22 protein-coding genes are annotated in these 25,949 nt (G+C 29.8%); 4 read left to right on the top strand and 18 right to left on the bottom strand.

Annotated features, from left to right (window positions below; all coding sequences use genetic code 11):
• Positions 1–14 precede the first annotated feature (14 nt).
• Positions 15–1,796: a hypothetical protein gene (locus HW119_RS03245; RefSeq protein ID WP_177766511.1), complete on the bottom strand. Its 1,782-nt coding sequence runs from the start codon at positions 1,794–1,796 to the stop codon at positions 15–17.
• 194 nt (positions 1,797–1,990) lie between these two features.
• On the opposite strand from HW119_RS03245, the gene lpxD reads away from it, so the two are divergent.
• Positions 1,991–2,998, top strand: a complete 1,008-nt coding sequence (gene lpxD / locus HW119_RS03240) for a UDP-3-O-(3-hydroxymyristoyl)glucosamine N-acyltransferase (RefSeq protein WP_177761230.1) — start codon at positions 1,991–1,993, stop codon at positions 2,996–2,998.
• 43 nt (positions 2,999–3,041) lie between these two features.
• On the opposite strand, the gene HW119_RS03235 is transcribed toward lpxD, so the two are convergent.
• The 3 genes from HW119_RS03235 to HW119_RS03225 form a co-directional block, all read right to left on the bottom strand.
• Complete coding sequence (locus HW119_RS03235) at positions 3,042–4,100, bottom strand: 3-oxoacyl-ACP synthase III family protein (RefSeq protein ID WP_177761229.1); 1,059 nt, start codon at positions 4,098–4,100, stop codon at positions 3,042–3,044.
• 387 nt (positions 4,101–4,487) lie between these two features.
• Positions 4,488–5,042: a hypothetical protein gene (locus HW119_RS03230; RefSeq protein WP_177761228.1), complete on the bottom strand. Its 555-nt coding sequence runs from the start codon at positions 5,040–5,042 to the stop codon at positions 4,488–4,490.
• Positions 5,043–5,268: 226 nt separating this feature from the next.
• A complete protein-coding gene (locus HW119_RS03225; protein ID WP_177761227.1) occupies positions 5,269–5,820 on the bottom strand; it encodes a hypothetical protein in 552 nt (183 codons plus the stop codon).
• A gap of 201 nt (positions 5,821–6,021) precedes the next feature.
• Between HW119_RS03225 and HW119_RS03220 the strand changes: the two genes are divergently transcribed.
• Entirely contained in the window at positions 6,022–6,978 is a 957-nt protein-coding gene (locus HW119_RS03220; protein ID WP_177761226.1) for a hypothetical protein, read from the top strand.
• Between the two features lie 34 nt (positions 6,979–7,012).
• On the opposite strand, the gene HW119_RS03215 is transcribed toward HW119_RS03220, so the two are convergent.
• From HW119_RS03215 to HW119_RS03205, 3 genes are read right to left on the bottom strand one after another with little or no spacing between them, the layout of a single operon-like run.
• Entirely contained in the window at positions 7,013–7,384 is a 372-nt protein-coding gene (locus HW119_RS03215; protein WP_177761225.1) for a hypothetical protein, read from the bottom strand.
• A gap of 11 nt (positions 7,385–7,395) precedes the next feature.
• Entirely contained in the window at positions 7,396–8,646 is a 1,251-nt protein-coding gene (locus HW119_RS03210) for a cation:proton antiporter (RefSeq protein ID WP_177761224.1), read from the bottom strand.
• Positions 8,647–8,674: 28 nt separating this feature from the next.
• On the bottom strand, positions 8,675–10,057 hold the full coding sequence (locus HW119_RS03205; RefSeq protein WP_177761223.1) for an aldehyde dehydrogenase: 1,383 nt from the start codon (positions 10,055–10,057) through the stop codon (positions 8,675–8,677).
• A 127-nt stretch (positions 10,058–10,184) separates the two neighbouring features.
• Here HW119_RS03205 and HW119_RS03200 point away from each other — a divergent pair, with 127 nt between their 5' ends.
• Complete coding sequence (locus HW119_RS03200; RefSeq protein WP_177761222.1) at positions 10,185–10,661, top strand: copper resistance protein NlpE; 477 nt, start codon at positions 10,185–10,187, stop codon at positions 10,659–10,661.
• 64 nt (positions 10,662–10,725) lie between these two features.
• Here the strand turns inward: HW119_RS03200 and HW119_RS03195 are convergent, their stop codons facing one another.
• The 5 genes from HW119_RS03195 to HW119_RS03175 all read right to left on the bottom strand — a co-directional run bounded on the left by HW119_RS03195 (position 10,726) and on the right by HW119_RS03175 (position 18,429).
• Entirely contained in the window at positions 10,726–11,193 is a 468-nt protein-coding gene (locus HW119_RS03195) for a DUF6174 domain-containing protein (protein WP_177761221.1), read from the bottom strand.
• Between the two features lie 217 nt (positions 11,194–11,410).
• Positions 11,411–12,802: a leucyl aminopeptidase family protein gene (locus HW119_RS03190; RefSeq protein ID WP_177761220.1), complete on the bottom strand. Its 1,392-nt coding sequence runs from the start codon at positions 12,800–12,802 to the stop codon at positions 11,411–11,413.
• Between the two features lie 122 nt (positions 12,803–12,924).
• A complete protein-coding gene (locus HW119_RS03185) occupies positions 12,925–13,815 on the bottom strand; it encodes a hypothetical protein (protein WP_177761219.1) in 891 nt (296 codons plus the stop codon).
• A gap of 150 nt (positions 13,816–13,965) precedes the next feature.
• Positions 13,966–17,538: a GEVED domain-containing protein gene (locus HW119_RS03180; protein ID WP_177761218.1), complete on the bottom strand. Its 3,573-nt coding sequence runs from the start codon at positions 17,536–17,538 to the stop codon at positions 13,966–13,968.
• A gap of 285 nt (positions 17,539–17,823) precedes the next feature.
• On the bottom strand, positions 17,824–18,429 hold the full coding sequence (locus HW119_RS03175) for an alpha-ketoglutarate-dependent dioxygenase AlkB family protein (protein WP_177761217.1): 606 nt from the start codon (positions 18,427–18,429) through the stop codon (positions 17,824–17,826).
• A gap of 97 nt (positions 18,430–18,526) precedes the next feature.
• Here HW119_RS03175 and HW119_RS03170 point away from each other — a divergent pair, with 97 nt between their 5' ends.
• Complete coding sequence (locus HW119_RS03170; RefSeq protein WP_177761216.1) at positions 18,527–18,934, top strand: hypothetical protein; 408 nt, start codon at positions 18,527–18,529, stop codon at positions 18,932–18,934.
• Between the two features lie 45 nt (positions 18,935–18,979).
• Here HW119_RS03170 and HW119_RS03165 read toward each other — a convergent pair whose 3' ends face one another.
• The 6 genes from HW119_RS03165 to HW119_RS03140 all read right to left on the bottom strand — a co-directional run bounded on the left by HW119_RS03165 (position 18,980) and on the right by HW119_RS03140 (position 25,763).
• The gene (locus tag HW119_RS03165) at positions 18,980–19,396 is read right to left on the bottom strand and encodes a hypothetical protein (protein WP_177761215.1); all 417 of its coding nucleotides are present in this window, start codon (positions 19,394–19,396) and stop codon (positions 18,980–18,982) included.
• Between the two features lie 74 nt (positions 19,397–19,470).
• Complete coding sequence (locus HW119_RS03160; protein WP_177761214.1) at positions 19,471–20,448, bottom strand: XAC2610-related protein; 978 nt, start codon at positions 20,446–20,448, stop codon at positions 19,471–19,473.
• A 10-nt stretch (positions 20,449–20,458) separates the two neighbouring features.
• A complete protein-coding gene (locus tag HW119_RS03155) occupies positions 20,459–21,268 on the bottom strand; it encodes a hypothetical protein (RefSeq protein WP_177761213.1) in 810 nt (269 codons plus the stop codon).
• A gap of 129 nt (positions 21,269–21,397) precedes the next feature.
• On the bottom strand, positions 21,398–21,901 hold the full coding sequence (locus HW119_RS03150; RefSeq protein ID WP_177761212.1) for an OmpA family protein: 504 nt from the start codon (positions 21,899–21,901) through the stop codon (positions 21,398–21,400).
• Positions 21,902–21,978: 77 nt separating this feature from the next.
• Entirely contained in the window at positions 21,979–23,310 is a 1,332-nt protein-coding gene (locus tag HW119_RS03145) for a hypothetical protein (protein ID WP_177761211.1), read from the bottom strand.
• 5 nt (positions 23,311–23,315) lie between these two features.
• Complete coding sequence (locus tag HW119_RS03140; RefSeq protein WP_177761210.1) at positions 23,316–25,763, bottom strand: TonB-dependent receptor; 2,448 nt, start codon at positions 25,761–25,763, stop codon at positions 23,316–23,318.
• Positions 25,764–25,949: the final 186 nt, after the last annotated feature.

The raw sequence follows: 25,949 nt of genomic DNA, 5'->3' as shown, positions 1-25,949 counted from the left end.
AGCAGCTTTTTTTATTAGTTTAATTCTAAACGATAATCGTTTAATTTATTTTGAATTTTTAATGAATCATTTGTGAAAAACGATAGATCTGTTGTGAATAGATTTTTATAATATGTAATTCCTTCCAGTAAATTATCTTTTAATTTATTCAATTTTTTTAATTTAATAGAAGTTGGTTCTGCCTCGTAAGCTAATTTTACGTTTTTAAAATGCTCAATATACATGCCTAATTCTTTAATAAAAAAATGAGGTCTTTCGGTCGTTTCAATTAAATTGATTCTACCATAAATATGATTAATCATTTCTTTTAAAGTTGCTTCTTTAGTAAAATAAGCGATGTTTGGACCTGGGCAAATAACCACACCCTGTTCTTCACCTTTAATTTCTAATCCCAAATCAAGCAGAGATGCATTTGCCAAACCGATACATAAACATGATTTTTCTACAATTTTATCATACTGTTCTTGATATTCATCTTGCGAAAATTGTTCTTTTTGTTCTTCTAATTTTGCTAATGCCAATTTCTGATGTTTTCTAGAAGCTGTACAAGTTCCTTCAATATCAAAAGTTTTATCTAAAGCCAAGTATTTTCTTGGACATGCACTTCCAGGATTGTTTTTAATGATTCGTTGTTGTTTGATGTATTCGTTTGTGGTGCCATGAATAGTGTTAAAAGGAACGCCAAGTGGTGAAATATTGCTTAAATATAAATCAGATTCTTCTGCTTTAGCTAATAAATTTCGCGTGTTTACATCGGTCGAAGTTGCTTCGGTGACAAGTAAAAATGGTGAACCCCAACCAGCAGCATTTAAACGATAATGATTTAATAAAAAATTGTGTTCTTCGGCAGTTCCAATTCCGCCTTGAGCGGTGATTAATAAATTTAAAGGTTGCGCAGGAATATGTTTTCCTTTTTCTTCTAAAGATTTGCAAAGTAACTGGTGTGTAGTTTCTATTAATTCATTCTTTTTTTGTTTGAATGATTCTAGAATAGTTCCCATTAATTGGCCATCAGTTGCAAAAGCGTGACCGCCGCAATTTAATCCTGATTCGATTCTGTATTCAGACACCCATAAACCTTTTTTAGCTAATTGCTGTCCTTGAATTAAAGCTGACCTGTAATCACTAACTTTTAAAACAATTTTCTTTTCTAGCATATTTTTTTCATTCGGATAAAAACTGTCAAACTCTTCAAAATAGCTAAATAATCTTGGATTCATTCCGGCAGATAAAACCACAGAACCGTTTACTTTACTATTTGCAAATCCACGTAAAGCCGCATGTGCATCGTTATAAATACTAGGTAACGCTTCTTTGCCTTTATAATGTTCACGGTCAACTTTTGTCATAATATTGACATCAATACTTCCGGGTTGAAAATATTCGTCCAATACATTTTTTAAGTAATTTAAAGAATGATTCTTTTCTAAATAGTGTTGAAGTTCTGTTTTTAAATCCGATACATTAGGTAGTGAACTTATAAAATCTTCTACTGATTTTTTACTTTCTAAAAGATTTCTTTTTACTTCCTGAAATTTGTTTTTTACAATCGTATCAACTGTATCAAGATAAGAAGTAATTCTTTTTGCTCTGAAATCTTCTATCTTATTTGTAATTTCTTTATATGGTAATTTAAATTCTTTAGAATAAAAATTATTCATACGTTCAATTAACTCATCGTCCATTACAGAAATAACAGAAGAAATACCAAGATGAGCCACTCGAATTGGCGAATCAATGGTATATGCTAATCCCATTACCGGGATGTGAAAATTATGTGTGTTATAACGACTCATCTTTTTTTGTTTTAGTAAAGTCGCTAATTTCATGATTCTGTTATAAAGAATTAATGATAATAATCATGTTTGAGTTTTCTTTTTGTCTGTAAATAATTGATATTATTGTTTTTATTTAGGCGTTTTCTTTGAAATTATATATTTTTGATTACATTTGACGGCAAGAATTAATAAATTATTAAAAAAGACACATTATGAATGATAAAACTTTTACTATCGCTGAAATAAATTCCTTTTTAAAAGGCGATGTTGAAGGATATTATTCTGGTAAACTTACTGGTCCAGAAAATATAGATTCAGCTTTAACTTCTCAAATTACTTTTATACGTGATAAAAAATTTGAAAAAAAATGGCACACTTCAAAAGCATCTGTTGCTATTGTTAATAAAAATGTTTCTATTGAGCCAGGAGAAAAACGTGCATTTATCAAAGTTGATAATGTTGATTTAGCAATGTCTCAAATTTTAAGTATTTATGCATTGCCTTTAGCTGAAGTTAAAAATGAACAACATGTTACCGCAATAGTTGATCCAAGCGCAATTATTGGAAAAGGTGTGAAAATAGGAGCGGGGTGTTTTGTTGGACCAAGAACTATTATTGGAGATTATACGATTCTGTATCCGAATGTGACAATTTTAGATGATTGTGAAATCGGTAATAATAATGTATTTTGGTCAGGATCTGTAATTCGTGAGCGTACGGTTATCGGTTCTAATTGTATTTTCCATCCAAATGCGACAATTGGTGCTGATGGTTTTGGATACAGACCTTGTCCAGAAGTTGGATTAGTAAAAATTCCACATATCGGTAATGTAATGATTGGCGATTGGGTTGAGATTGGTGCTAATTCGTGTGTAGATCGTGGAAAATTTAGTTCGACAGTTATTGGAACGGGATGTAAAATAGATAATTTAGTTCAAATTGGTCATAATAGTGTTCTAGGTAATTTTTGTATAATGGCTGGAAACAGTGGTTTAGCAGGTTCAGTAAAATTAGGAAATGGTGTAGTAATTGGCGGAAGTGCTTCTATAAAAGACCATACCGTAATTGGAGATGGGGCTGTAATTGGTGCAGGTTCTGGTGTAACAGGAGATGTTGCAGCTGGAGTTACAATGCTTGGTTATCCTGCTTTAGTTGCAAAAGATACATTAAAACAATGGGCTTTTGTCAAACGAATTACAAAAGAAAGAAGTAGTATATAAAAAAAAACACTATCAGCATATTTAAAACTGATAGTGTTTTTTTTTAATATCTGTAAACTATTGCATTGATATTCATTCCGGCACCGACCGAACAAATAATTGCGCAATCACCTTTATGAATACGATGATTATCGATTTCTTTGTTTCTTAAAATATCAAGTAAAGTAGGGATTGTTGCAACACTACTATTTCCTAATTTACCGATGGTCATTGGCATGATGTGCTCTGGAACTTCCATATTAAAAAGTTTGTAGAATCGGTAAACTATAGCTTCATCCATCTTTTCATTTGCTTGATGAATCAATATTTTTTTAATGTCATGAATCGATACGCCACTTTTTTCTAGACAAGCTTTCATAGCAGCAGGTACGTGAATTAGTGCAAATTCATATATTTTTTTACCAAACATTTTTATATATCTAATATTTGGGTCGTGGTCGTTGTTATATGACTTTCCAAAATGAATAAATTCAGATTCCTCAAAAGTATAAGATTCTGTTGCGTGAGCAATAACACCATATTCAGATGTTGTAGCTTCCAATACAGCGGCTCCAGCACCATCAGCGTAAATCATGCTGTCGCGGTCATGTAAATCAACTACTCTTGACAATGTTTCTGCTCCAATAATCAAACAACGTTTTGCGATTCCTGCTTTAATAAAAGCATTTGCCTGTATAACACCTTCGACCCATCCTGGACATCCGAAAAGTAAATCGTATGCTACGCATTTTGGATTTTTTATTTGAAGATTTTTTTTAACTCGTGCTGCCAATGAAGGAACAGCATCAGATTGAATAGTTCCGAATTTTACATCTCCAAAGTTGTGTGCAAATATGATATAATCTAAAGTTTCAGGGTCAATTTGTGCGTCAACAATTGCTCGTTGTGCAGCAATCAAACCAATGTCTGAAGTAACTAAATCTGTTTCAACATATTTACGTTCTTTAATTCCTGTAATGTCCTTAAGTTTTTCTGCAATAAATTCACTTTTTTGTTTAAGTGCTATTCCTTGTTCATTTAAGAATTCATAATCTTTAAAATAAAGATTGGTAATGGTTTGTGTAGGAATGTAACTACCAACACCGATAAATTTACTTCCCATTTTGAGTGTGTTTTATTATGTTTTATTTTTTTATAAATATAAAGGTACTAATATATACGGTTTATTGTATGCGTGCATATTATTTTTTTTATTGTGTTTAAAATGTTATTTTTTCTATTTGAAGGTAAATTTTGATTTTGCATAAATAATTTGTGATTTTTTTTATGATATATGTTTTTTCAACTTTATTTTGTTTTTTTATTTTACGATTGTTTCAATTTATGTCTATATGTTAAAAATGAACTAAATAATTTATTAATGTATTTATGTTGTGAGAAATTGTAATTATTTTTCTTTATAAACTTAACTAAAACCAAAAAAGCTGAATCCGATATCGAACCCAGCCTTTTCTTGCTATGAAAAAGATTTATAAAATATACTTTACAATTATAAAGGAAGTAAAGTATATGTAATTTCAGTTGTGATTGTTTTTCCGTATTGATCCAAGAAAGCCGAAGTGTTCGCAGCCGGAATTGCATAAACCAAACTATAAACATCCGCTTTTGTAGCTTTAGGAGAAGCAACAATTTCTTCTGCTGTTGCATGTTTCAAGCTGTTATTGGTTCTGTTAGAAATTGCAGCTTCGTCATTTCCGCTTGTTTTAGCAACAATCAAATCGATATTATTTGTACTTACTGAAGTGTTATCAGCAGTTCCGTTAAATTGAGCTGAAGAAACTTTTGCAGTAACTGCATATTTTCTTGAAGAAAAAATAGTCATTGTAATTGGAGTTGACTCACTTCCGCTTGCAAATTTTGCTTCGCTATCTAACAATATTGTTGCATTGTCGTTGCTTAAGTTTAAGCTGTAAAATTCACCAACATTTACTGATAATTTATTTGTTTTTATTTTGTTGTCATTTTGTGCATTTGCACCGAATCCAAACATTAAAGCGATTGCTAAAATTGATACTGATTTGAAGATGTTTCTTGTAGTTTCCATTTTTGTAGTTTTTTAAAAAGTTATTTTGTTATATTTTTTTGTTTCATTTTGATATGACAAAGTAACAACGGAATTCAACTTAGCTTTGTAGTAAGGATTGTCTATCAATTGTAGAAATTGAACTACAATGTTTTTTTATTATTTTATTAAAACCAAAAAAGCTGAATCCGATTTCGAATCCAGCCTTTTCTTGCTATGAAAAAGATTTATAAAATATACTTTACAATTATAAAGGAAGTAAAGTATATGTAATTTCTGTTGTGATTGTTTTTCCGTATTGGTCTAAGAAAGCCGATGTATTTGCAGCTGGAATTGCATAAACCAAACTATAAACATCCGCTTTTGTAGCTTTAGGAGAAGCAACAATTTCTTCTGCTGCTGCATGCTTCAAGCTGTTATTGGTTCTGTTAGAAATTGCAGCTTCGTCATTTCCGCTTGTTTTAGCAACAATCAAATCGATATTATTTGTACTTACTGAAGTGTTATCAGCAGTTTCGTTAAATTGAGCTGAAGAAACTTTTGCTGTAACTGCATATTTTCTTGAAGAGAAAATAGTCATTGTAATTGGAGTTGATTCACTTCCGTTTGCAAATTTTGCTTCGCTATCTAATAAAATAGTTGCGTTATCGTTACTTAAATTCAAACTGTAAAATTCACCAACGTTTACTGATAATTTATTTGTTTTTACTTTAGAATCTTGTGCATTTGCACCGAATCCAAACATTAAAGCGATTGCTAAAACTGATACTGATTTGAAGAAGTTTCTTGTAGTTTCCATTTTTGTAGTTTTTTAAAAAGTTATTTTGTTATATTTTTTTGTTTCATTTTGATATGACAAAGTAACAACGGAATTCAACTTAGTTTTGTAGTAAGGATTATCTATCAATTGTAGAAATTGAACTACAATGTTTTTTTGTTTTAATGCGAAAAGCTTTATTTTACGGCTTTAATAATCAATCCATAATACAGAATTACTTTTATGAAAAAATTTATTTTATTATTATTTGTTTCTATAAATGCTTTTGCTCAAGAGAAGTACGAGGCTTTTCAATATGAAAATAAATTCGGAATTGTAAATAAAGAAAACTTAGAAGAATATTTAGAACCAAAATTTGAAGAATATGCACCAATTTTTACCGATGTTCTTGCCTTTGTAAATAAAGATATTTTTTATTTTTTTAATAAAGAAACTGGTGAAAGTATAAGTTATAAGACAAAAGATGAATATTTATATTTAAAAAACAGAAGCAAATATTTTCATTTTTTAGAAGATAATAAAAGTCTATTAATTTCATCAACTGTATTTGCTGATAAATTTTTGTTAGAAAAAGAATATAATAATTTTGAAAATTCTTCCGATTATATCATTGCTTATTCAGATGATAACAAAATTGATGTGTTTGATAAGGATAACATGCGTCTAAAAATTAGAGATATTCCAGCTAAAAGATACATGGAACAAAAAATTTTAGATACTAATACTCAAATAGAATTCTATGTTAATGTTTTTTTTGGTATGGAAACAGTTTTGTTTTATGACGAAGATTATAATTTACTTAAAGAAATTGAAACAAAAGTACCTGACCGTTTTGAAGCCTTTAGTTTAATTAAAAAACATTTCACAATTGTAGAAAGCAATTTAGAAAGGGGTGCTGGTGGTCGTGCCGAAATTATAAGATGGGAATCAAATAAAGTAAAAGATAAGACAGCGTTTACCTTTGGTCATCTTGGATTTGAAATTGCAGGTTCTTATGAAGAAATTCTTTTTCCAATTAATTCGATATATAAAGATTCAAAAAGTCTAAATTATTGGGTAGTTCTTAATAATAAAGAAACTAAAAATTTGCATGCATTCAAAATTGATTATAAAAACAATGCGTTTATCTATCCAAAAAAATATCTAAAGAAACTTAAATTAAAAATGAAAAAATTATAAACGGAAACGCTTCCTAATTTGGAAGCGCTTTTGTTTAAAAATACATTGCCGAAATATTATCTTCAATTCGCATGAATGAATAATTGCTATCGTAAAATACTTCGAGTTTGGTTTGCACTCCATTCGTAATTTTGAAACTTTGCCAATTTACATCTTCTGTATCTTTAGAATTAAAAGGTTCATAAACCAAATGCAAGTTGTATTTATATAGTAAATTTCGTGTCTGTAAAATCAATTTAAAAAAGCTGACACACAAATTTATATCAACTCCGTTTTGATAAAAAACTTCTGATATAATTTGCTTTTCCTCGTCAAAGAAATCAATTTTTTCTAATTCTAATGATTTCTTGATATCATTTAAATAAACTTCTTTCTCCATAATTATAAAAAAAAGAGGAACTTTCATTCCTCTTAAAATTATTCTTCTTTTAATACTTTTTTTGCCACTTTTCCAACCGTTAATCCTTGAACTACGATCGAGAATAAGACCACAATATAAGTAATTTCTAATAAAACATCTTTAATTTCTCCTGCCGAATTTGGTATCGACATCACCAATGCAATCGAAACTCCACCGCGAATACCTCCCCAAACCATCGTAATCAAAGAACCTCTTGAATACGTGTTTTTTCGTAAAATTGTTGAAGCAGGAATAAAAATAGAAAGTGTACGAGCCAATAATCCAATGAAAATTGTAACAATTCCTAACAATAATTGATGCTGTAAATCTGGTAAGACCAACAATTCAAAACCAATAAATAAGAATAAAATAGCATTTAAAATTTCATCTATCAATTCCCAAAACTTACCTAAATAATCGCGTGTGGTTTCATTCATTGAATGCTTTTTACCGTAATTTCCAATAATTAAACCAGCAATTACCATCGCTAATGGAGAAGAAAAATGTAATTCAGATGCGATTAAGAAACCGCCCATTACAATTGCTAATGTAATTAATACTGTTACTTTATAATCGTCAATCTTTTTCATTACTCGAGAAGCAGTAATTCCAAGTAAAGCACCTAAAAGTACTCCTCCACCAGCTTCAATTAAAAACAGCCAAGAAACAGAACCAAATGTAGCTTCGAATGAAGTATCTGTAGCCATTTTTAAAACGACAGCAAACATTACAACGGCAACTCCATCATTAAATAATGATTCTCCAGTAATTTTAGTTTCAATCATTTTTGGAACTTTAGCTTCTTTTAAAATTCCTAAAACCACGATTGGGTCTGTCGGAGAAATCAAAGTACCAAAAAGCAAACAATAGATAAACGGAATTGTAATTCCAAAAATTGGTGCAACATAAAACAAGATACCTGAAATAATAAACGCTGATAAAACAACACTTATGGTTGCATAAGTAAAAATGGGCCATTTATGTTCTTTTAAATCTGAAATATTCACATGGAGGGCTCCGGCAAATAATAAGAAATTAAGCATGGCTCCCATCAAAATTTCGGTAAAATCGAATTCCTTTATTAACTGAAAAAATTCTTGTGTAGTTTGTGGAAAGAATTGGTCTCCAAGAAGACGAATTCCAACAGAAACCATCATTGCGATAATCATAATACCGATGGTTCCTGGAAGTTTTAAAAAGCGTACGTTTAAATACGCAAATAACGAGGCTAATACAATTAGAACTGAAAACGTATAATATAATTCCATAAATTTTTATTTGCTCAAATTTACGATTTTAAGATAAAAATCGGAATAGGAATTTCTTAATAATTTGGCTTTTTTTTGCATAAGGCGCATACTTTATCTTAAAATCGAACCAGTTTTTTCGATGAACAATCGTTTTAAAATGAACAAAAGTATCAAAGCCGAATTTTCCGTGATAATTTCCTAATCCGCTTGCACCAAAACCACCAAACGGAACTTTATCATTTATAATATGCGACAAAACATCGTTAATACAACCTCCACCAAATTGTGTTTGCGTCATAAATTTTTTAATTTCAGATTCGTTGGTTGAAAATAAATACATCGCCAAAGGTTTTTCGTTTTGATGATTGTGTTCGATAACCTCTGCTAAATTTTTAAAAGTCAAAATCGGAAGAATAGGACCAAAAATTTCATCTTGCATAATTGCATCATCAAAAGAAATGTCATCTAAAATTGTGGGTTGGATATAATTATCAACAGCATCTGTTTTTCCTCCGAAGTAAATTTTTCCGTCAGATAGATATTTCTCTAAACGCAAAAATTGTTTTTGATTAATGATTCTTGGAAAATCAGGATTCGGTTGCATTTCGTTTCCATAAAAATCAATGATGGTTTGTTTTAAAATGGCTATGAATTTATCTTTAATCGTTTCATCAATCCAAATAAAATCTGGTGCAATACAGGTTTGCCCAGCATTTACAAATTTTCCGAAAGTAATTCGTTTCGCAGCAATTTCAAGATTCGCAGATTTATTTATCACACACGGACTTTTCCCTCCTAATTCTAAAACAGTCGGCGTTAAAGTTTCTGCCGCTTTTTGTTGTATGATTTTCCCAACCGAAGTACTTCCTGTAAAAAAGATTTTATCAAATTTATTTTCGAGAATTTCAGTTGTTTTTTGAACATCACCTTGAATAACCGAAATATATTCTTGTGGAAAAGTTTCGGAAATCATCTTTTGTAAAACTTTGGAAGTATGAACTGAAATTTCAGAAGGTTTCAGAATTACACAATTTCCTGCTGCAATTGCTGAAATCATCGGTTGAAGTGCTAATAAAAGTGGATAATTCCAAGGTGAAATAATAAGAACAACGCCGTAAGGTTGCTTGTAAATAAAGTCAGAAGATGGAAAATTTAATATTGAAGCTCTTACCTTTTGTGGTTTTGCCCAATGATATAAATTTTTTAAATGATTTTTAATCTCCAATTGTAACATGGCAAACTCAGTTAACAAAACTTCGTATTCAGATTTTTTAAAATCGTTATAAACGGCTTGAATTAATTCATCTTGATGTTTTTCTAGGCTTTTTTTTAACTTCAACAAAGCTTCTTTTCTATAAGAGATAGATAAAGTATTTCCGTTATAAAAGAAACATCTTTGTTTTAAAACAATTTCTTTTGGAGTTTGCATTTTTGTTTACAATTTACAATTTATTATGTCAACTAAAACACAAAAGATAAATTGTATAAATTGGTTAAAAAAAACTTCTTTTTTTCATTTTTTTAATACCTTTATACAAATATAAAATTGAATAGAAATGAAAAAAATGATTTTAGCTGCAGCTGTAATTGCTGTAGGATTTGCATCTTGTGATAAAAAAGCGGATGCTAATACATCTACAAACGATTCGTTAAACCAACCTGCTACAACTGAGCAAACGGAAACTCCTAAACCAACAGAAGAAAAACCTGATGGAAGCACTGCACAAACTGCATTGGATTGGGCTGGAATTTACGCTGGTACTTTACCTTGTGCTGATTGCGAAGGAATTCAGACAGAATTAGCTTTAAATGATGACAATACTTTTGTAATTAAACAAACGTATTTAGGTAAGAAAGAAACGATTGAGGACAAAGGTACAATTATGTGGCACGATGGAACCATCGCTCACCTAAAAGGAAAAATAGTGGATATGAAACTTAAAGTTGAAGAAAATCAATTGGTATTCTTAGACCAAGACGGAAAAGTTATTGATGGTCCATTAAAAGATAAATACATTTTCAAGAAAAAATAATCCTAAAAAATGAAGCTCTAAAGCTTCATTTTTTTGTTTATTAAAATGCATTTAATTTTCAAAATTAATTGTTTGGTGTAAAATTTTTTATTTCTAATTCATAATATGCGCCACCTAAAGGACTATCACCTTTGTATGAAGTTGAGTAATAAATTTTTTCTGGATAATGAAATTCTTTATTATACGACACAGTAATTTGGACTCCCTTTATTCCATTTTTATCTTGATTTAAAGCATCTTGATAATCTGATTGGATTTTATTAAAAACTTCATCAATTGTTTTAGCATCAGCATAATCTGAATCTCCTATTGCAATCCCATTCTCAACAAGAACATTTATTTCAAAAGGTCCACTTGATGCAAAATAATCGTATTGATACGAATAATTGGACAGATTATTTTCTTTCCATAATTCGCGCTGTTGCGTAAATTCTGCTTCGTTGAATTTCACTTGATACGAATTGTCATCACTTGAACAAGAGAAAAAAAAACCAGAAATAGCAAAAAATAATAGAAGGTTATTTTTTTTCATAATTTTTTAGTTTAATTACTCAAATATAAATAAATAAACAAATAAATTAATAAAAACCTTTATTATTTGTGTTAGGGATTGCAGCGGTATCCTTTTTTGTAGCGAAGCGAAGAAAAAGATTTAGCGGAAAGCCCGGCGCGAGCGTTGGCGAATAGCCAAAAGTGAGCGCAACATCATAAAAAAAATCCGCTAACTGAGAAGCTAACGGATTTGATTTTTATTTTTTATAGTTTGCGAAAAATTCTGATAAAGTACGAATTCCTGTTCCTGTACCACCGTGACCTTTGTAATTTTCTGGAGCTTCTGTGAAAGCTGGACCAGCAATATCAATATGCACAAACGGTTGTTTTGCGAAATGTTCTAAGAATTTACCCGCTGTGATGGTTCCAGCAAAACGTCCACCAATATTTTTTAAGTCGGCAATAGACGATTTAATTTGCTCTTTATAATCGTCCCACAAAGGCAACTGAACCATACGCTCGTACACTTTTGTTCCAGCATCTAGAATTTGTTTATTAATCGATTCGTCGGCATTGCTCATTAAACAAGCGGCGCGAGAACCTGCGGCAACTAAAGCTGCTCCAGTTAAAGTAGCTGCATTGATGATTAATTCTGGATTGAAACGATCTGCATACGAAATAGCATCGGCTAAAATCATACGACCTTCGGCATCAGTATTTAAAACCTCAACGGTAGTACCGTCCATCATGGTAATAACATCACCTGGTGCATACGCATTTTGTCCTGGACGGTTATCTGTTGCTGGAATTAATCCAATAATATGAACGTTAGATTTATTTAAAGCTGCTGCATAAATAGTTCCTGCCATCATGGCTGCCCCACCCATATCAGATTTCATTAAATCCATTGAACCAGCAGTTGGTTTTAAAGACAAACCTCCAGTATCGTAAACAACTCCTTTACCAACTAAAACAATTGGTTTTTCGTTGATTGGATTTGATGGTTTGTGTTCTAAAATGGTAAATGTTGGTGGCTCAATCGAACCCATGTTTACAGCTAACAATCCACCCATTTTTAATTTTTGGATTTCTGACTTGCCTAAAACTTCAACTGAAAAACCTGCTTCGTCTCCAATTTCTTGAATTTCTTTTGCTAGTTGATTTGCTGATAAATAAGAAGATGGTTCGTTTACCATATCTCGTGCCCAAAAAACAGCTTGAATTGTGTTATTCATTTCGGTGATTGAAGCTTGAGCAACATTTCCTAAAATAAAGATGTTTTCTAACTGATATTCGCGCTCATCTGCATCTTTAAAATATTTTAAGAATTGGTAGTTTGACAAAGTCAATCCTTCTGCTAATGCTAAGGTAGTTTCGTCATTTCCAACAATGGTAATCGCCGTTGCTTTTTTATCTAATTTTTGACGAATGGCAAATCCGGCAACGCGCATTTTTTCTAAATCTTGTTTTTCTTTTACGAAGAAATAATTTTTGTTTCCAACTTTAATAAAATCTTCTTTAGCATCTGAAGTTTTAAATGCTTCGAAAGTTTCTTGTATATATTGTGGAAATTGTGAATCGATACTTGTTTGCTCGTTTACAACGTAAACAACTGCATCTGTATTTAATGTATTTGTTAATTGTAACATTTTGTTGTTTTTTATCTGAAAATCAAAAATACAAAAACTGTAAGATATTTCTAATTTACATGAGTTAAAAAGTACAGTTATGATTTATAATTTGAAAATTTAAAAAAACATCTTTTTGAAAATTAAAAAGTAACAAATAACCATTCTTTCAGAAAAAGAAGCTTTTCATTATTAATAAAATAAAAGATGATATTTAAACCAATTGGTCCCAATATTAAAATTGAAATTATTAAACGAAGTAACATGTTTTTTATTATTCTAAAAGTAAAATCAAAAATAGTTGAAAGTACAAAACCACTGCCTAAATAAAGTAGTATGAATCGTTTGGTATTGAATAAACTTAAATCTAAAGATTCTTTAAAATTGGATATTAAAAAAATGGAATATCCCAACAGGACACACATTAAAATAATTTTAGAAAACTTTGAAACAGGGTTTTCTTTGTATTCATTAAAAATTTCTTTAATCAATTTTTTTTCATCATTTCTCTCAAGTCGTTCATAAAGTTGATATAAGTCTTTTTTCCATTTTTCGATGTCTGTTTTTTGATTTTCTTCGGTAACAAATATCATGTAATCTTCTATTGTTTCAATAATAAAAGTATTCATATCATTCGTATTATCTGGAGATAATTTTGAAATTAAATTGTCGATAATTAGTTTGAAATTTTCATAATCATATAAATAAAATCTTTCAATACAAATTCCATCAATAACATCTAAATCGTCTTCATCAACTTTTTCTTTAATCAATAAATTAAATAAACGGTCCATTTCTTGTCTTAAAAAGTCGAAATGTAAATCGGAATATTTTGATAGCGATTCATAAATAATTTCTAAAACAGAAGAATCATCAGGTTCTAAATTATTTACATAAGTTTTAAATTCAGCTTCATTATCATTTGCGAAATCAACAATTTCGTCCATGAAATTTTGCTTGAAAGAATTTGATTTTTTATTCCAATTTGTTAGGCTAAAATTATCAAATTCTTGCAATTGTTCTAATATTGTCATTTTAATAAGTTTTTGGTTATATAAAAGTACCTAGAATCTAGAAAAAAAGCAAATATTATTCTAAAACAATTGCTATTTAAAATTTAGGTATAAAAAAAAGACACTTCAAAAAAATGAAGTGCCTTTAACTAAAGTGAAAAGAAATGAAAATTATTTTTTTATGACCTTATAAACATTTTGTGTGCCGTTAGTTGCAAAAATTTTCAACAAATAAACTCCAGAAGAAACTTCTGTTAAATCAACTTCTTTTGCTTTAGATGTCAAAATTTGTTGTCCAGCAACATTATAAACTTCAATACGATCCAATAAAATTTCTGTAGAAATATTAAATATTCCTGTTGAAGGATTTGGATAAATACTGATAGCTGTTTTATCAAATGGTTTTACACTAGCTGTTGCATCTTGAATCTGAATCGTATAATCTTCAATTTGACCATAATACGCGTCAGTACAAGCGTTAAATTCACCAGCTTCGTAAATATTCCATTGATCTTTGATAATACGCATTCTTGTATTTCCTACGAATGCATCTGCTGGAATAAGAATTGGAATTATCACATTTACTTCATCTGTACCTGTTGATGGTAATAGTGATGCCGTATAATACTCTGTTTCCATATCAAAAGTGAAATCATGATTCCAATCAATAAACACTCTAATATCATGTTCAAAGTTTCCATTTGTATTTCCTTTAACCGTTAAGTTATAGCTTGTTTCTTTTACTACATTTGCAACCATTGAAGTAAAGTTTTCGTAGGCTGGAGTTCCATCAACATTAGCAGAAGTTGAATTATTCAAGTCTGAAAAATTAACCAAAGTGATTGGTTCTACACCATACTCAACAGTAACTTCGCAATAATCATCTTGTATGATGTTACTTTCGATTACTTGTAAATTATAATCTATTGCGATTCCGTATGAATTAATTGTTCCACAAGCATGAAGGTTATCGGGAGCAGAGTTAGGGAATTGTAACATTACACGTAGACGATACAATCCTGGTGTAGTATTCTGAGGAACTGTAAATTCAAAACTGCCATCTCCAGTTGATGTAATTCCTGTGTTATAATAACCAATTTCTTCTTCATTGTCAAACACGAAATTGTTGTTGTAATCAACCCATGCACGAACATTTACATAATTTGGATCTTGCCAGTTCGAATGAAAATTTAAAACATATTGGTTTCCAGCTAAAAGATCTACAGATTCTGAATTTGTATAATCTGCATAACCAGCTTCGTTATATAATACTGGATTAACATTCCATGTAAGTGTTTCACCTGACAAAGAAATATTATTAACTACAATTTCATCTGCAGAAGACGGATAGAAAAATGTTGGAATACAATATTCTGTTTGATCTTCTTCGAATTCAATTGTTACAGATATTTCATCAAACTTAGTTAGATCAGCAACCGAAGTAGCACGAACTAATACAACGCCATTTGCAACAGCAGTTACAACTCCATTTTGATTTATGGTTGCAAACTCTTCACCAGAAACAATAGACCAAGTTACTTCTTGATTTTGGCTGATTGGATTTACAGCAGCAAGTAATTGTAAAGTACCATTTTGTGATAAAATTTCTGGATTTATATTATTCTCAGTTGTTACAATTACATTTTCGATTGGTACAACTGGTTGTTTAATTTGAAAATTATCAAAAGATAAGTAATAATCTCCTGCGGTACGTGTTGCTGAAATTCTAATTTTTACATATTCAGATTGATAACCTTGTAAAGAGAAAATTTTATGAATATATGTACCGTTTTCTTCTCCTTGCTCATCTTCTACAATTCCGATTTGAGACCAAGTTTGTCCAAAATCAGTTGAGATTTCAATTGTAAAATTCCCCCAAGTTGTTAATGGCGCATAAGGAGAATTGTAACTTCCTTGTCTGTAATCGAATGACAATTCATAGTTATTTGTATTCAAAGGTCCAACTGGAATAGTTGTGAAAGTTCCTGAAGAAGAAGATCCAGAACCATATAAGTTTTTATGTAAATTCATTCCTGGATTACCTGGATAACCAGAAGCAGTTCCTAAACTCCAACCTGAAATTGTCCATCCCGAAGGAGTTGTATTTCCAAACTCTTCTAACCATGGGACAGGAGCCGTTGGAATGGTTGAGAATGTAGTTTGTTTCCATGGACTTTTATCATCGTTTGAACATGCTCTTCTTACAAAAACATAATAGGTTCCGTTTGATAAACCACTTACTTGTATTGTCGAATTTGTTGTAGTTTCGAAAATCTCATTTTCTGAAGGCATATTGTTGGTTAAAGAAATAAAATATTCATATCCATTTGTTGGCGTTCCCATAGAATCTATCCAAGAAACTGTAGCTCCATCAATTGTAGGATTTGATGCGGCAGCACTTTGTAATTCAGGACAAGTTGGTATTGGTTCCCAAATCAAATCATCTACACATAAATAAGAATAAGAACTTCCGTTTATTCTTCTGATTCCGATATAATTTGCATTTCCTGAATAATTGTTAAAGTTTACAGAAAATTCTTGATAACTTGGCGTAAGTTCAGATGATGTAATTGTTCCGATAAGTTCAATTTCTGTATCAGCAGTATTAGATGACAATGCTACAACTTGTAAATCATAAGTTCCCCCAGAACTTGACATTTTAGCACTGAATCTTAATCTATGTGTTCCTTGACCAACATTAGAAAGCTCTGGACTTACCAATATTGCTTTGTTATTTAAGTTTGTCATATCTGCGCCATTTCCGTAGAAAGTAACACCGTTGGGTGCAGAATTTGCATACGTTGATGTTACATTTACAGTCGGAACAGAAGAACTATCGCCAACCGTAATTTTTGACCAACAGTTTGGCAAAACATTACCCGTAACTTGATCAAATGTTTCGTAAAAAGTACCAGCTGGAAGACATGTAGTAAAAATATTTCCTACTGTAGCATAATCACTTTCACAAATTGTAGTTGCATTTTTTCCTCTAAAATAATATTTTGTATTTGGATTAAGTCCTGTAATATTTAAAGAAATATCTTCAGTTCCAAGCGTGAATGGAGAATTGGAAACCATATTAGTAAAGTTCAAATCTGTAGCGACTTCAAGAATTCTATTCATTGGTAATGCATTTCCATTTTCTCCAATTGGCCAACTCAGTGTAAATGAATTCGATGTCGCTGCACTTGCTGTTATACTGTTTAATGTGATAGGGCAGTTTGTAATTGAATCAACTAATGGGTTTGTTACTAAATAAATTGGACCTCCAGTACATTCAGAATTTACAGCGTAAATAGTAAATGTATATGCATTATTACCTCTCACGCCTTGATTGTAATGAGTTTGAAAAGTTGTACTTGAACCATAAGAAACCACATATGCGTTTAATGCATTGTTCTGACCAACTGCATATACATTTCCGTTTACTGGAACATTTGGAGTTTGTCCTTCGATATTTCTTAAAATCAAATATTTATCTGCAGTTGGATTTGAAACAGTAAATGTCCCATTAATTATAATTCCAGATTTTGTTAAAACTAAATTGGTTGGTTGTGCAGTTGGTTCAACACAATTCGAATTAAGTTTTGTTGAATATGAAATTTTCTTTGAAGAATTAAATAAATCAAAATGTTGATTTGCATGTGCAAAGTAAATTGAAGTAAAAAAGATGAGTGTAAGTACTAACCATTTTCTCAACATACTTGTACAATTTTCATTGTTTAAAAGTCGATTTTTAATCATTTTTATAAAATTTAATTAAACATTTTTTCTAATGGAAATCAATAATTTCCAAATACAAATATCTTTATTTAGATTAAATAAAAATAAGACAACTTGATTTTTATTATTAAAACAATATAAAGTGTTCAATATTGAACATCAAACAAACTTTGAACTATGTTGAAAAAAAATCTACAAAATTATCTTAAAAAAAGAGATGAAAATTCAGTGATAAATTTTAAAAATATAAGACAAATAAATATTATTAAGACGTAGTCTAAATAAAAACAACTAGAAGTAGGATAGTTATTTCTTCATTTGTCTGAAAGTTAGACTGATTCGAGGAGATGTTATTTTTTTTGTAGTTGCAATTTGATGTAACCAATGTTTTTGAGTTTCGCCTTTCATTTCGATTAAAGAACCATTTAGTAAATCGAACTCTCGCTTTTCTGAAGTTTGTTTGTGTTTGAAAACAAATTTTCGGGTTGCTCCTAAACTCAAACAAGCAATAGAACCGTTCTCGATTAAATCTTTTTCTCCATCGCTGTGCCAACCCATCCCTTCTTCTCCATTGTGATACAAATTCAACAAACAGGAATTATACATCGCATCGGTATATAATTCAATTAATTGTTTTAAAGCTAAAAGTTCTTCAATCCAAGGTTCAGCAATTCGAGTTACTCCTGAATAGGTGTATGAAAATTCGCGAGATCCGTACCAAGCTACTTTGCGTTTGGTTTCAATTTCTTGACCATTTACCAAAGCCCTGTCATGATACCATTCTATTTTTTCCATTAAATCATTATAGAATTTTTCTGATTCTAATGTATCTAATAGAATACCGTGATAAAAAACTTCGCCATTGTAAGGTAATAAATTTTGTTCGGTAGGTTGGTTTGAAAATAAATCCATAATTTCTTTTTATCAAAAATAAACATTTTAAAAGTTTTTCAAAAACGACAAGTTTTGACTTATCTGATTTTCAAATTTGCATCAAAGAAATAGAGATATGAAAAATTATTATAGACATCAGTTAAACATTTTACAAATAGACATGAAGATTGCTGATTTTGCGATTCAGAAAGCAACGTGGGAAGAAATTAATGAAGAAAGAACGGTTCTAGAATATCAAGAAAAAATAAACTTATTAGAACAAGAAAAAACAGATTATTTGAATCAGCTTTTTTTGTCACTTCATAAAACAGAGATAACTGAAGAAAACTGTTCTGAAATCAAATTATGTTATCAACTTTTAGAAAAATATTCTAAATCTGAATATAGTGTTTTATTCACAGCTCATTTGAATCGAACTATTGAAAAACATCAAAAAGAATATGGTAGCTTTTTAATAAAATCGCAAATTAAAAAAGCTTATGAAATTGAAAATAAAATTCAAATCCTTGAAAAAAACGCATAAAAAAAAGACTTCATCTTTGAAGTCTTTTTTCAATATAAATTAAGTTTAATTTACTAAACTAGATAAAACGTTAATAGTTGCGTTTGATAAATTTGTATTTGCTGAATTTGCAATTGTAATTAATGCGTTTGTAAATTGGCTATATTCATTTCCGCTCATAGAAGAAGAAATACTAGACATTGCGTTTGATTTGTATTTCTTTAATTGTGTCTTATATTCCTGACTACCAGTGTTTAAACCTGCTAAACTGTTGTATTGTGCAACGTAATTACTTAATGTTGTACCAATTACAGAAGCTTGCGAAGGAGTTAAATTCATCGTATTTAACAAGTTGCTAATTTCTGCAACGGTATTCGCAACATTTATTGCGTTTACGATAGTATTAGAACTTGTCGTGTTTGAAGTCGATGTACAACTTGACAAAACAGAAATCAATGATAAGGCTAAAACAATCTTTTTCATATCTAAAAATTTAAGAAATATAAAATTACGGATTTTTATTTAAAGAGAAATCATTCCAAAAAATAAACAGAAAATTATTTTGAAACATTTCTCATATTATCAAATAAATTGGCGTTTAATTTATTTTTAGGTTTATCGATAGCATTCAATTTTACAGTCTTTGTCGGCATAATCACATTGATACCGGAATCTGAAATCTCGTAAGTTATCGTTCCATTTTTGAAAATTAATTCGTTTGTGTTTGAATTAAAAACGAAATCTTTATTATGATATAATTCAATTATTCCATCCGAATTTAGAAATCCATAGAACAATTCATTGTCGATAAATTCATACAAAACCATTCGTTTTCCATTTTTAAAAGTCAATTCAAAAATCGGCCCATTAGCATCGTAAGGTAAAGTGTGATATTTTTTTGTTATCATTTTACCATTTTCTAATTTCGAATGAGTATAATCTACTAAAAAACCTAAAGTTCCATATGATTCTTCAATACTTTCTATCAAAACCGGTTTGTTATTTTCTACTTTATAAGTATTATATTGATGCCAACAGCATCCGCTTTTAGTCATTGTTGAGATTTGTTTTTTTTCTGAATCGGTAATAAAAAAGCCGCAATAACTTTGAGCTAAATCTGTAAAATCTTCATCAAAATCAAATGTGTTTTTATGAGCTAAATACACATTGTAAGCTGGGCCACCATAACAACTATAATATCCGACACGTACTGCAATGTCATCTATTCCGTCAAAATTAAAGTCATCATAAATTAAAATACTTTGTTCACCATAAGGAAACTCCAACACATTGGTTTTTACTTTTTTGTCTTCTAAATCATATTCAGATACAAAAGCATGTGTTTCTAGAACCGTTTTCTTTAGTTTATTATCATAAATGAGCAAAGTAGCATTTTCTTCTTGGTTATCATTTGAATCAGAAATTATTGTCAGTTCACCTGAATATCGATCAGAAAAGTCTATTAATTTTATCTTCTGAGGATGAACAGAAATAAACATCAGGCAAAATAATATTGTAAAATTTAATTTGTTCATAGTAAATTTATTAAAGTATTAAAATTAACAAATACCATAAAATAGGAATGCTTTCTACCCAAAATAATGTGTAATATTTTGACCTTCTATCATTTGCAAAAAAGGTAAAAATAAAAATTACGTTTATAAGTATTAAGTTAACAATCCACTGATTTTGATAATGATTTGATTTAAAAAATTCTAAAACAAAAAAACATATCGATAAAAAATAAACAAACTTTTTGGTGTTTTTAACTCCAATTGCTTGCGGAACCGTTTTTAAACGAACATCATCATATTTTAAATCATTAATTTCAAAAATTAAAATAAGAATTAAGGTAAGAACAAAACGTTGTAAAAATTTGAATATGAAGTTGTTTTCAAAAGGAAAATCAGCATTTAGTAACGGAATCATTGTTGTAACTCCAGCCCAACAAAAAGACACAATGTAGATTTTAATACCTGCTAAATTTCTTAAATTTTGTCTTTTTTTTCCGAATGGAATTAAATATAAAACACTTAGAAATGCAAAAAATAAAACAGCTAGTTGCGCTGCGAAACTAAATTTAAAAAAAAGAAAAGTACATAAAATAAAACTGAGTACACTGAGTGCAACAATTAGTTTTAATGTTTTTTTTAGAACTTTATTTTTCAGAATATAGCTTCCGTATTTAATAGTGTTATAACTTAAAAGTGTTCCGCAGAAAACAAATAATAATATATTGAAATTTATCTGCATTCTGTTAAAATAATAAGTCATTAAAACCAATGAAGCTGTTGCTAGTGAAACGTGTAAACTAGAATTTATATAAAAATCAAATATGGATTTTATTTGTTTCAAAATCATTATTTAATCATCAAAGATAATAAACAATTTCTCGGGTCTTGTTTCAATTTAGTACTTAAAAATAAAAAAGGAAAATTTCAATACAACATGAAATTTTCCTTTTTTTAATATAATAAGTGAAATTTAATCTAAAATTGTTATTTCTACTCTTCTGTTTTTTTGTCTTCCTTCAGGTGTATTATTATCAGCAACTGGTTTAGATTGCCCAAATCCTTTAGTTGACATTCTTGAAGTTTCAATACCTTCTGCTTCAAGATATTTCATAACAGAATTAGCCCTGTTTTCAGACAAAACATTGTTATACTGAACTGTTCCAGTGTTGTCTGTATATCCGTCAATTCTAATTTTCTTGTCTCTGTTCTTTTTCTTATTAAGCAATTTCACAAAATCTTTCAAAGCACCTTCTTCTTGCGTAGTTAAAGTATAAGAGTTCGTTGCGAAAAGTAAATCAGAAGCAAAAATTAATTTTGTTCCTTCTTCGGTTTTAACAACTTCAGTAACAACTTCGCTCTCAACAATTTCAACTACTTCAGGTTCTTCTTGTACTTTGTTATTTTTCTTTGACTTACAAGATGTAAAACTTAAAATACCAGCAAAAATTGCAATTAATAATATTCTCTTTTTCATAAAAAACTATATTTAAAATACAAATTTAAATAAAATATAATTAATTAACAAAAATTAAGAATTAAGACATTTGAAAATTAAAAAACACCAATATAATGATTACCTGGTTTATTAATTAATTTTGCTCCTTTAGTTACAGCTCCAGTTTTACTGTTTAAAATATAGATATTACCATCTTTACCTACTGGTGTTACAGCAATATAAACTTCGTCTCCATCAACAACAAATCCTTGATATTGTCCAAAATTTAAATCTGCTTCGTAAGGTAAGTTTACTTGTGAAGCTGTTTTAGCATTTAAATCAACACGAGCAACAAATCCTTGTTCTGTACCCGAGTAAGTGTACATTACATAAGCAATTCCATTACCAGCATATCTCCAAGAATCAACATAAGTTCCAGTTACTCCTAAAGCTGAATCTAAACTAAATACATATGAATTATCATATTGATTGTTTTGTCCAATTTTTAATATATGAGAACCTTTAGTACCTCTTTGAGTTGCCTGATACATATTTCCGTCATCTGCAACGAATGCGTTAAAACTACGGTAACCACTTGTATCTCCATTATCAACTTCAGAAGTAATTATTGTTGGATTTTCTAATGAAGGATAATCAACAACAATTGATTTTGTACCTAAACGCCCATTTGTAAAACCGTTTTGTCCAGTCGTTGGGTTGGTTTGTCTCATCCAAGTTCCAATAATCAATTTGTTTCCAGCCTTGTTTAAAACAGGAGAATCAAGTCTAAAAATATGATGTCCTTCTAATTCTTCTTGTGTACTTAACGGTAGTTCGTATGTTTTGTAACCTTTAATTGAAGTATTTTCCAAATCTAAGGCTAATACTGTTGCTGTTCCTCTATAATATTTAAAAGGAAGGCTTGTATCATTTGCATTATTAGCAGCTGGTGTAGTTACATTTACTGCAATTCCCGTTTTATCTCCGTCAAATAATTTTGCCCAACGAGGTGAAGTCCCAACATATTGAGAAGCATTTGCACCTTTTATAAATCCAAAAGCATTTCCTCCTAAAACATTATATTTATCTAGCTGACCTCCGTCAACACCAGTATATTGTATATTAAATAAAACTTTACCATCTTGAGTTGATTGTAAACGTGCAGTTCTTTGCGAATGTACTGCGAAACCATTATCATAAGCTGAAATCGAAAATTCAGGATCTTTTGCTTGAGTTTTAGATACTGCATAAACTACAGTACCACCATTTCCATCACCTGGAGTTCCATCAGTTCCCATTTTAGCACCAGCAACTGTTATCCAACGATCTTGAGGTTCTATTGGTTTTGTTTCATCGGTTGGTGAACTATCATCACTAGAACAACTTGTAAAAACAAAAGCAGAAGCTACTACACTAAAAGTTATGAATTTAAATAATTTGTTTTTCATTTTGATTATTTATTAAATGTATAATTGATTTTTAAGTAAAAAGCTCTTCCTGGTTTTTGAACAGCAAAGTTGTCGTAAGCTTGATTATTGAAAATATTTTTAGCATCAAAACTTACTACAAATTGATTTTTTGGAAATACATAACTAAAACCTAAATCTTGAATAAATTGCTTTGGCGTTTCTGATTCTTTTAAAATATCATCTCTATTAGAGATTCCTTTAGGCATAGACCAAACGGTATAAAATGATTCAACAAAACCAAAGTTATAATTCAAAAACAACTTGCTTTGTTTCATAAAAATATCATTTAACTGATATTGTAAAGATGCATTTGCTGTGAAAAAGGGTTCGTTTGGAACTTGTTCTCTATAATTATCGAAAATATTTCCATTTTCGTCATATTTTAAATTTGATAAGGTCTGGAAACGAGATAAATTTCCATTAAAAATCAATCTCTCGTTAAAACTATAACTTAATTCAGCCTCAAAACCAATACTTTTAGATTTTCCTAAGTTCGTAAAAGGTGCCGTTTGCAAAGCTTCATTAATTCTGTTATCAACTTTTCTTATAATTTTATCTTTGGTATCTCTGATAAAACCTGATCCTGAAATCGAAAATTTATGTTTATTGATTCGATAAGACCCAAATTTAAATCCAAGATTATAATTATTACTTATCTCTGGTTTTAAACCAAGATTAGAAATCATATTTTCAGAAGGATCACCAAATATTTCATTCTCAGATGGTAATCTCAATGCCTTTTCTGCTGAAAACAAAATTACAATTGAAGGCGTAATTAAATAAGAAGTTGCTAGTCCGTAACCCGTTTCTGATAAATTACTTGTTTTGACATTGTCAACTTTTGTTGGATTTCCGTCAACAAGTACCGAAGTTGGATTTACTTGCTTGATACGTTGAGAATAGAGTTTCGTAAAAATATTTCCTTTTAGTTTATTTTCAAAAACTCTAAAATCATAAGCAAATGAAGTTATATTTTTTTGTAAGAAATTTTCAGTCGCGTAAACTCTTTGAGAGATTGGCTTTAATTGATCTTCATCAGTTCTGTTAATATCATACAAATGATGATTAAGCATCAAAGCATGATTTTCAATAAATTCATAACTTACACCTGATCTAAATGTTTTAATATTTCTATTGATATGATTTAAAGTTGGTGCACCTTGTTGCGCTCCTTTATCAGTTTTAATAACTTCACCATAAATACCTTTTACAACATCGCCATACCAATTATAACGATCAGAAACCGTATCATTAACAACTTGTTTTCTATCACTAATCATTCCGCTTAAAGTAAAATCTAATCCGTCAGTAAAAAGATTTTTCTTTGCGTATTCTAAGCTAAAAATTTGCGCATTACTTTCTGTAAATCTTCCTTTATAAGGAATAGTCATATAAAGGCCATGCTGAATTTCGTTATAAGCTTTTGACGAATTAAATCCTAACATAAAACTATCAGCCCATTTAACGTCTGTAAAACCTACTTCAACTCTACCACCTGTCGATTTATATTTATCGTTAAATCGTTTAACTTTTACAAATTCGTATTGTCCAAAAGCGTCTATATTTCTAGCAAACTTTCCCCAAATAGTATAATCGTTATCCGAATAATTATGAAACCCCGAAGCTTTAAAAGTCAAACCTGTTTTTTGATTTCTAAACATTCCGTTTAAATTCGTTTGAAACGTATTGAACGAACCATAAGAAACAGAAGCATTTACTGAGTTACTTAAATTTTTCTTTAAGATGATATTAATAGCTCCACCTAAAATATCGTCCGACAGATGAATTGGAACAACACCTTTATATACTTCAATACGTTCGATTAATGCAGGCGGAATACTATTTAAATCAAATGAAGAGCCGTAAGTTGAAATCGGCAATCCGTTAATAAAAATACGAACAGCATTACCTGACATTCCGTTTAAATTATAATTAACTGCAGCACCTAATCCTCCATTTTGTCTTACTCGAACACCAACAGAACGGTCTAAAAGTTCATTTGTTTGTATATTACGTAGCGCTGCTTCTTTTGTTTCGATTACATTCATCGCGTAACCTTCTTTCTCTAATTGAGATTTTATTGATTCAACATGAATAAGCATATCGTCTAAATTCTGACCACTATTGTAAGAAAATAAATAGATATCCTTTTGCAGATTTGAGTTTTTAACTTCTATTTGAATTTGTTCGTGATAAGCACCAACAGAAACAAATAGTTGATAATTTCCATTTGCAATATTGTCAAAGACATAATTTCCGTCATTATCGCTAAAAACAGACTTCGAACCTATTTCATTAACAATCGAAACCTCAGCAGATGTTAATTTATTACCAGATCCATCATAAGCAACACCATAAACTTTAAATTGCGCGTGCATTGCACTGAAATTAATTAAGAAAACAAAAAAGAATAAAAAACTCTTGAACTGCATTATATTTTTTTTTGGCAAAATTACATTTATTTAGACAAAGTCCAAATAAAAACAATAATAAAAGTTAAAAAATTGAATCGTTATAATATTTCAAAAAAGACATTCAATTAAATGATAAATAATTAGATATATCCAAATAAAAAGTTTTAATTTTGCGAATTACACAACTAAAATTATTTTTATTGT

Source organism: Flavobacterium sp. I3-2 (genome assembly GCF_013389595.1).
Lineage (GTDB): Bacteria > Bacteroidota > Bacteroidia > Flavobacteriales > Flavobacteriaceae > Flavobacterium.
This window is presented reverse-complemented; position numbering and strand designations above follow the sequence as displayed.

Excerpts from the sequence above, each read along its gene's own strand:
- HW119_RS03245 (WP_177766511.1), bottom strand. The coding sequence starts at position 1,796 with ATGAGTCGTTATAACACACATAATTTTCACATCCCGGTAATGGGATTA.
- lpxD (WP_177761230.1), top strand. The coding sequence starts at position 1,991 with ATGAATGATAAAACTTTTACTATCGCTGAAATAAATTCCTTTTTAAAA.
- HW119_RS03235 (WP_177761229.1), bottom strand. The coding sequence starts at position 4,100 with ATGGGAAGTAAATTTATCGGTGTTGGTAGTTACATTCCTACACAAACC.
- HW119_RS03230 (WP_177761228.1), bottom strand. The coding sequence starts at position 5,042 with ATGGAAACTACAAGAAACATCTTCAAATCAGTATCAATTTTAGCAATC.
- HW119_RS03225 (WP_177761227.1), bottom strand. The coding sequence starts at position 5,820 with ATGGAAACTACAAGAAACTTCTTCAAATCAGTATCAGTTTTAGCAATC.
- HW119_RS03220 (WP_177761226.1), top strand. The coding sequence starts at position 6,022 with ATGAAAAAATTTATTTTATTATTATTTGTTTCTATAAATGCTTTTGCT.
- HW119_RS03215 (WP_177761225.1), bottom strand. The coding sequence starts at position 7,384 with ATGAAAGTTCCTCTTTTTTTTATAATTATGGAGAAAGAAGTTTATTTA.
- HW119_RS03210 (WP_177761224.1), bottom strand. The coding sequence starts at position 8,646 with ATGGAATTATATTATACGTTTTCAGTTCTAATTGTATTAGCCTCGTTA.
- HW119_RS03205 (WP_177761223.1), bottom strand. The coding sequence starts at position 10,057 with ATGCAAACTCCAAAAGAAATTGTTTTAAAACAAAGATGTTTCTTTTAT.
- HW119_RS03200 (WP_177761222.1), top strand. The coding sequence starts at position 10,185 with ATGAAAAAAATGATTTTAGCTGCAGCTGTAATTGCTGTAGGATTTGCA.
- HW119_RS03195 (WP_177761221.1), bottom strand. The coding sequence starts at position 11,193 with ATGAAAAAAAATAACCTTCTATTATTTTTTGCTATTTCTGGTTTTTTT.
- HW119_RS03190 (WP_177761220.1), bottom strand. The coding sequence starts at position 12,802 with ATGTTACAATTAACAAATACATTAAATACAGATGCAGTTGTTTACGTT.
- HW119_RS03185 (WP_177761219.1), bottom strand. The coding sequence starts at position 13,815 with ATGACAATATTAGAACAATTGCAAGAATTTGATAATTTTAGCCTAACA.
- HW119_RS03180 (WP_177761218.1), bottom strand. The coding sequence starts at position 17,538 with ATGATTAAAAATCGACTTTTAAACAATGAAAATTGTACAAGTATGTTG.
- HW119_RS03175 (WP_177761217.1), bottom strand. The coding sequence starts at position 18,429 with ATGGATTTATTTTCAAACCAACCTACCGAACAAAATTTATTACCTTAC.
- HW119_RS03170 (WP_177761216.1), top strand. The coding sequence starts at position 18,527 with ATGAAAAATTATTATAGACATCAGTTAAACATTTTACAAATAGACATG.
- HW119_RS03165 (WP_177761215.1), bottom strand. The coding sequence starts at position 19,396 with ATGAAAAAGATTGTTTTAGCCTTATCATTGATTTCTGTTTTGTCAAGT.
- HW119_RS03160 (WP_177761214.1), bottom strand. The coding sequence starts at position 20,448 with ATGAACAAATTAAATTTTACAATATTATTTTGCCTGATGTTTATTTCT.
- HW119_RS03150 (WP_177761212.1), bottom strand. The coding sequence starts at position 21,901 with ATGAAAAAGAGAATATTATTAATTGCAATTTTTGCTGGTATTTTAAGT.
- HW119_RS03145 (WP_177761211.1), bottom strand. The coding sequence starts at position 23,310 with ATGAAAAACAAATTATTTAAATTCATAACTTTTAGTGTAGTAGCTTCT.
- HW119_RS03140 (WP_177761210.1), bottom strand. The coding sequence starts at position 25,763 with ATGCAGTTCAAGAGTTTTTTATTCTTTTTTGTTTTCTTAATTAATTTC.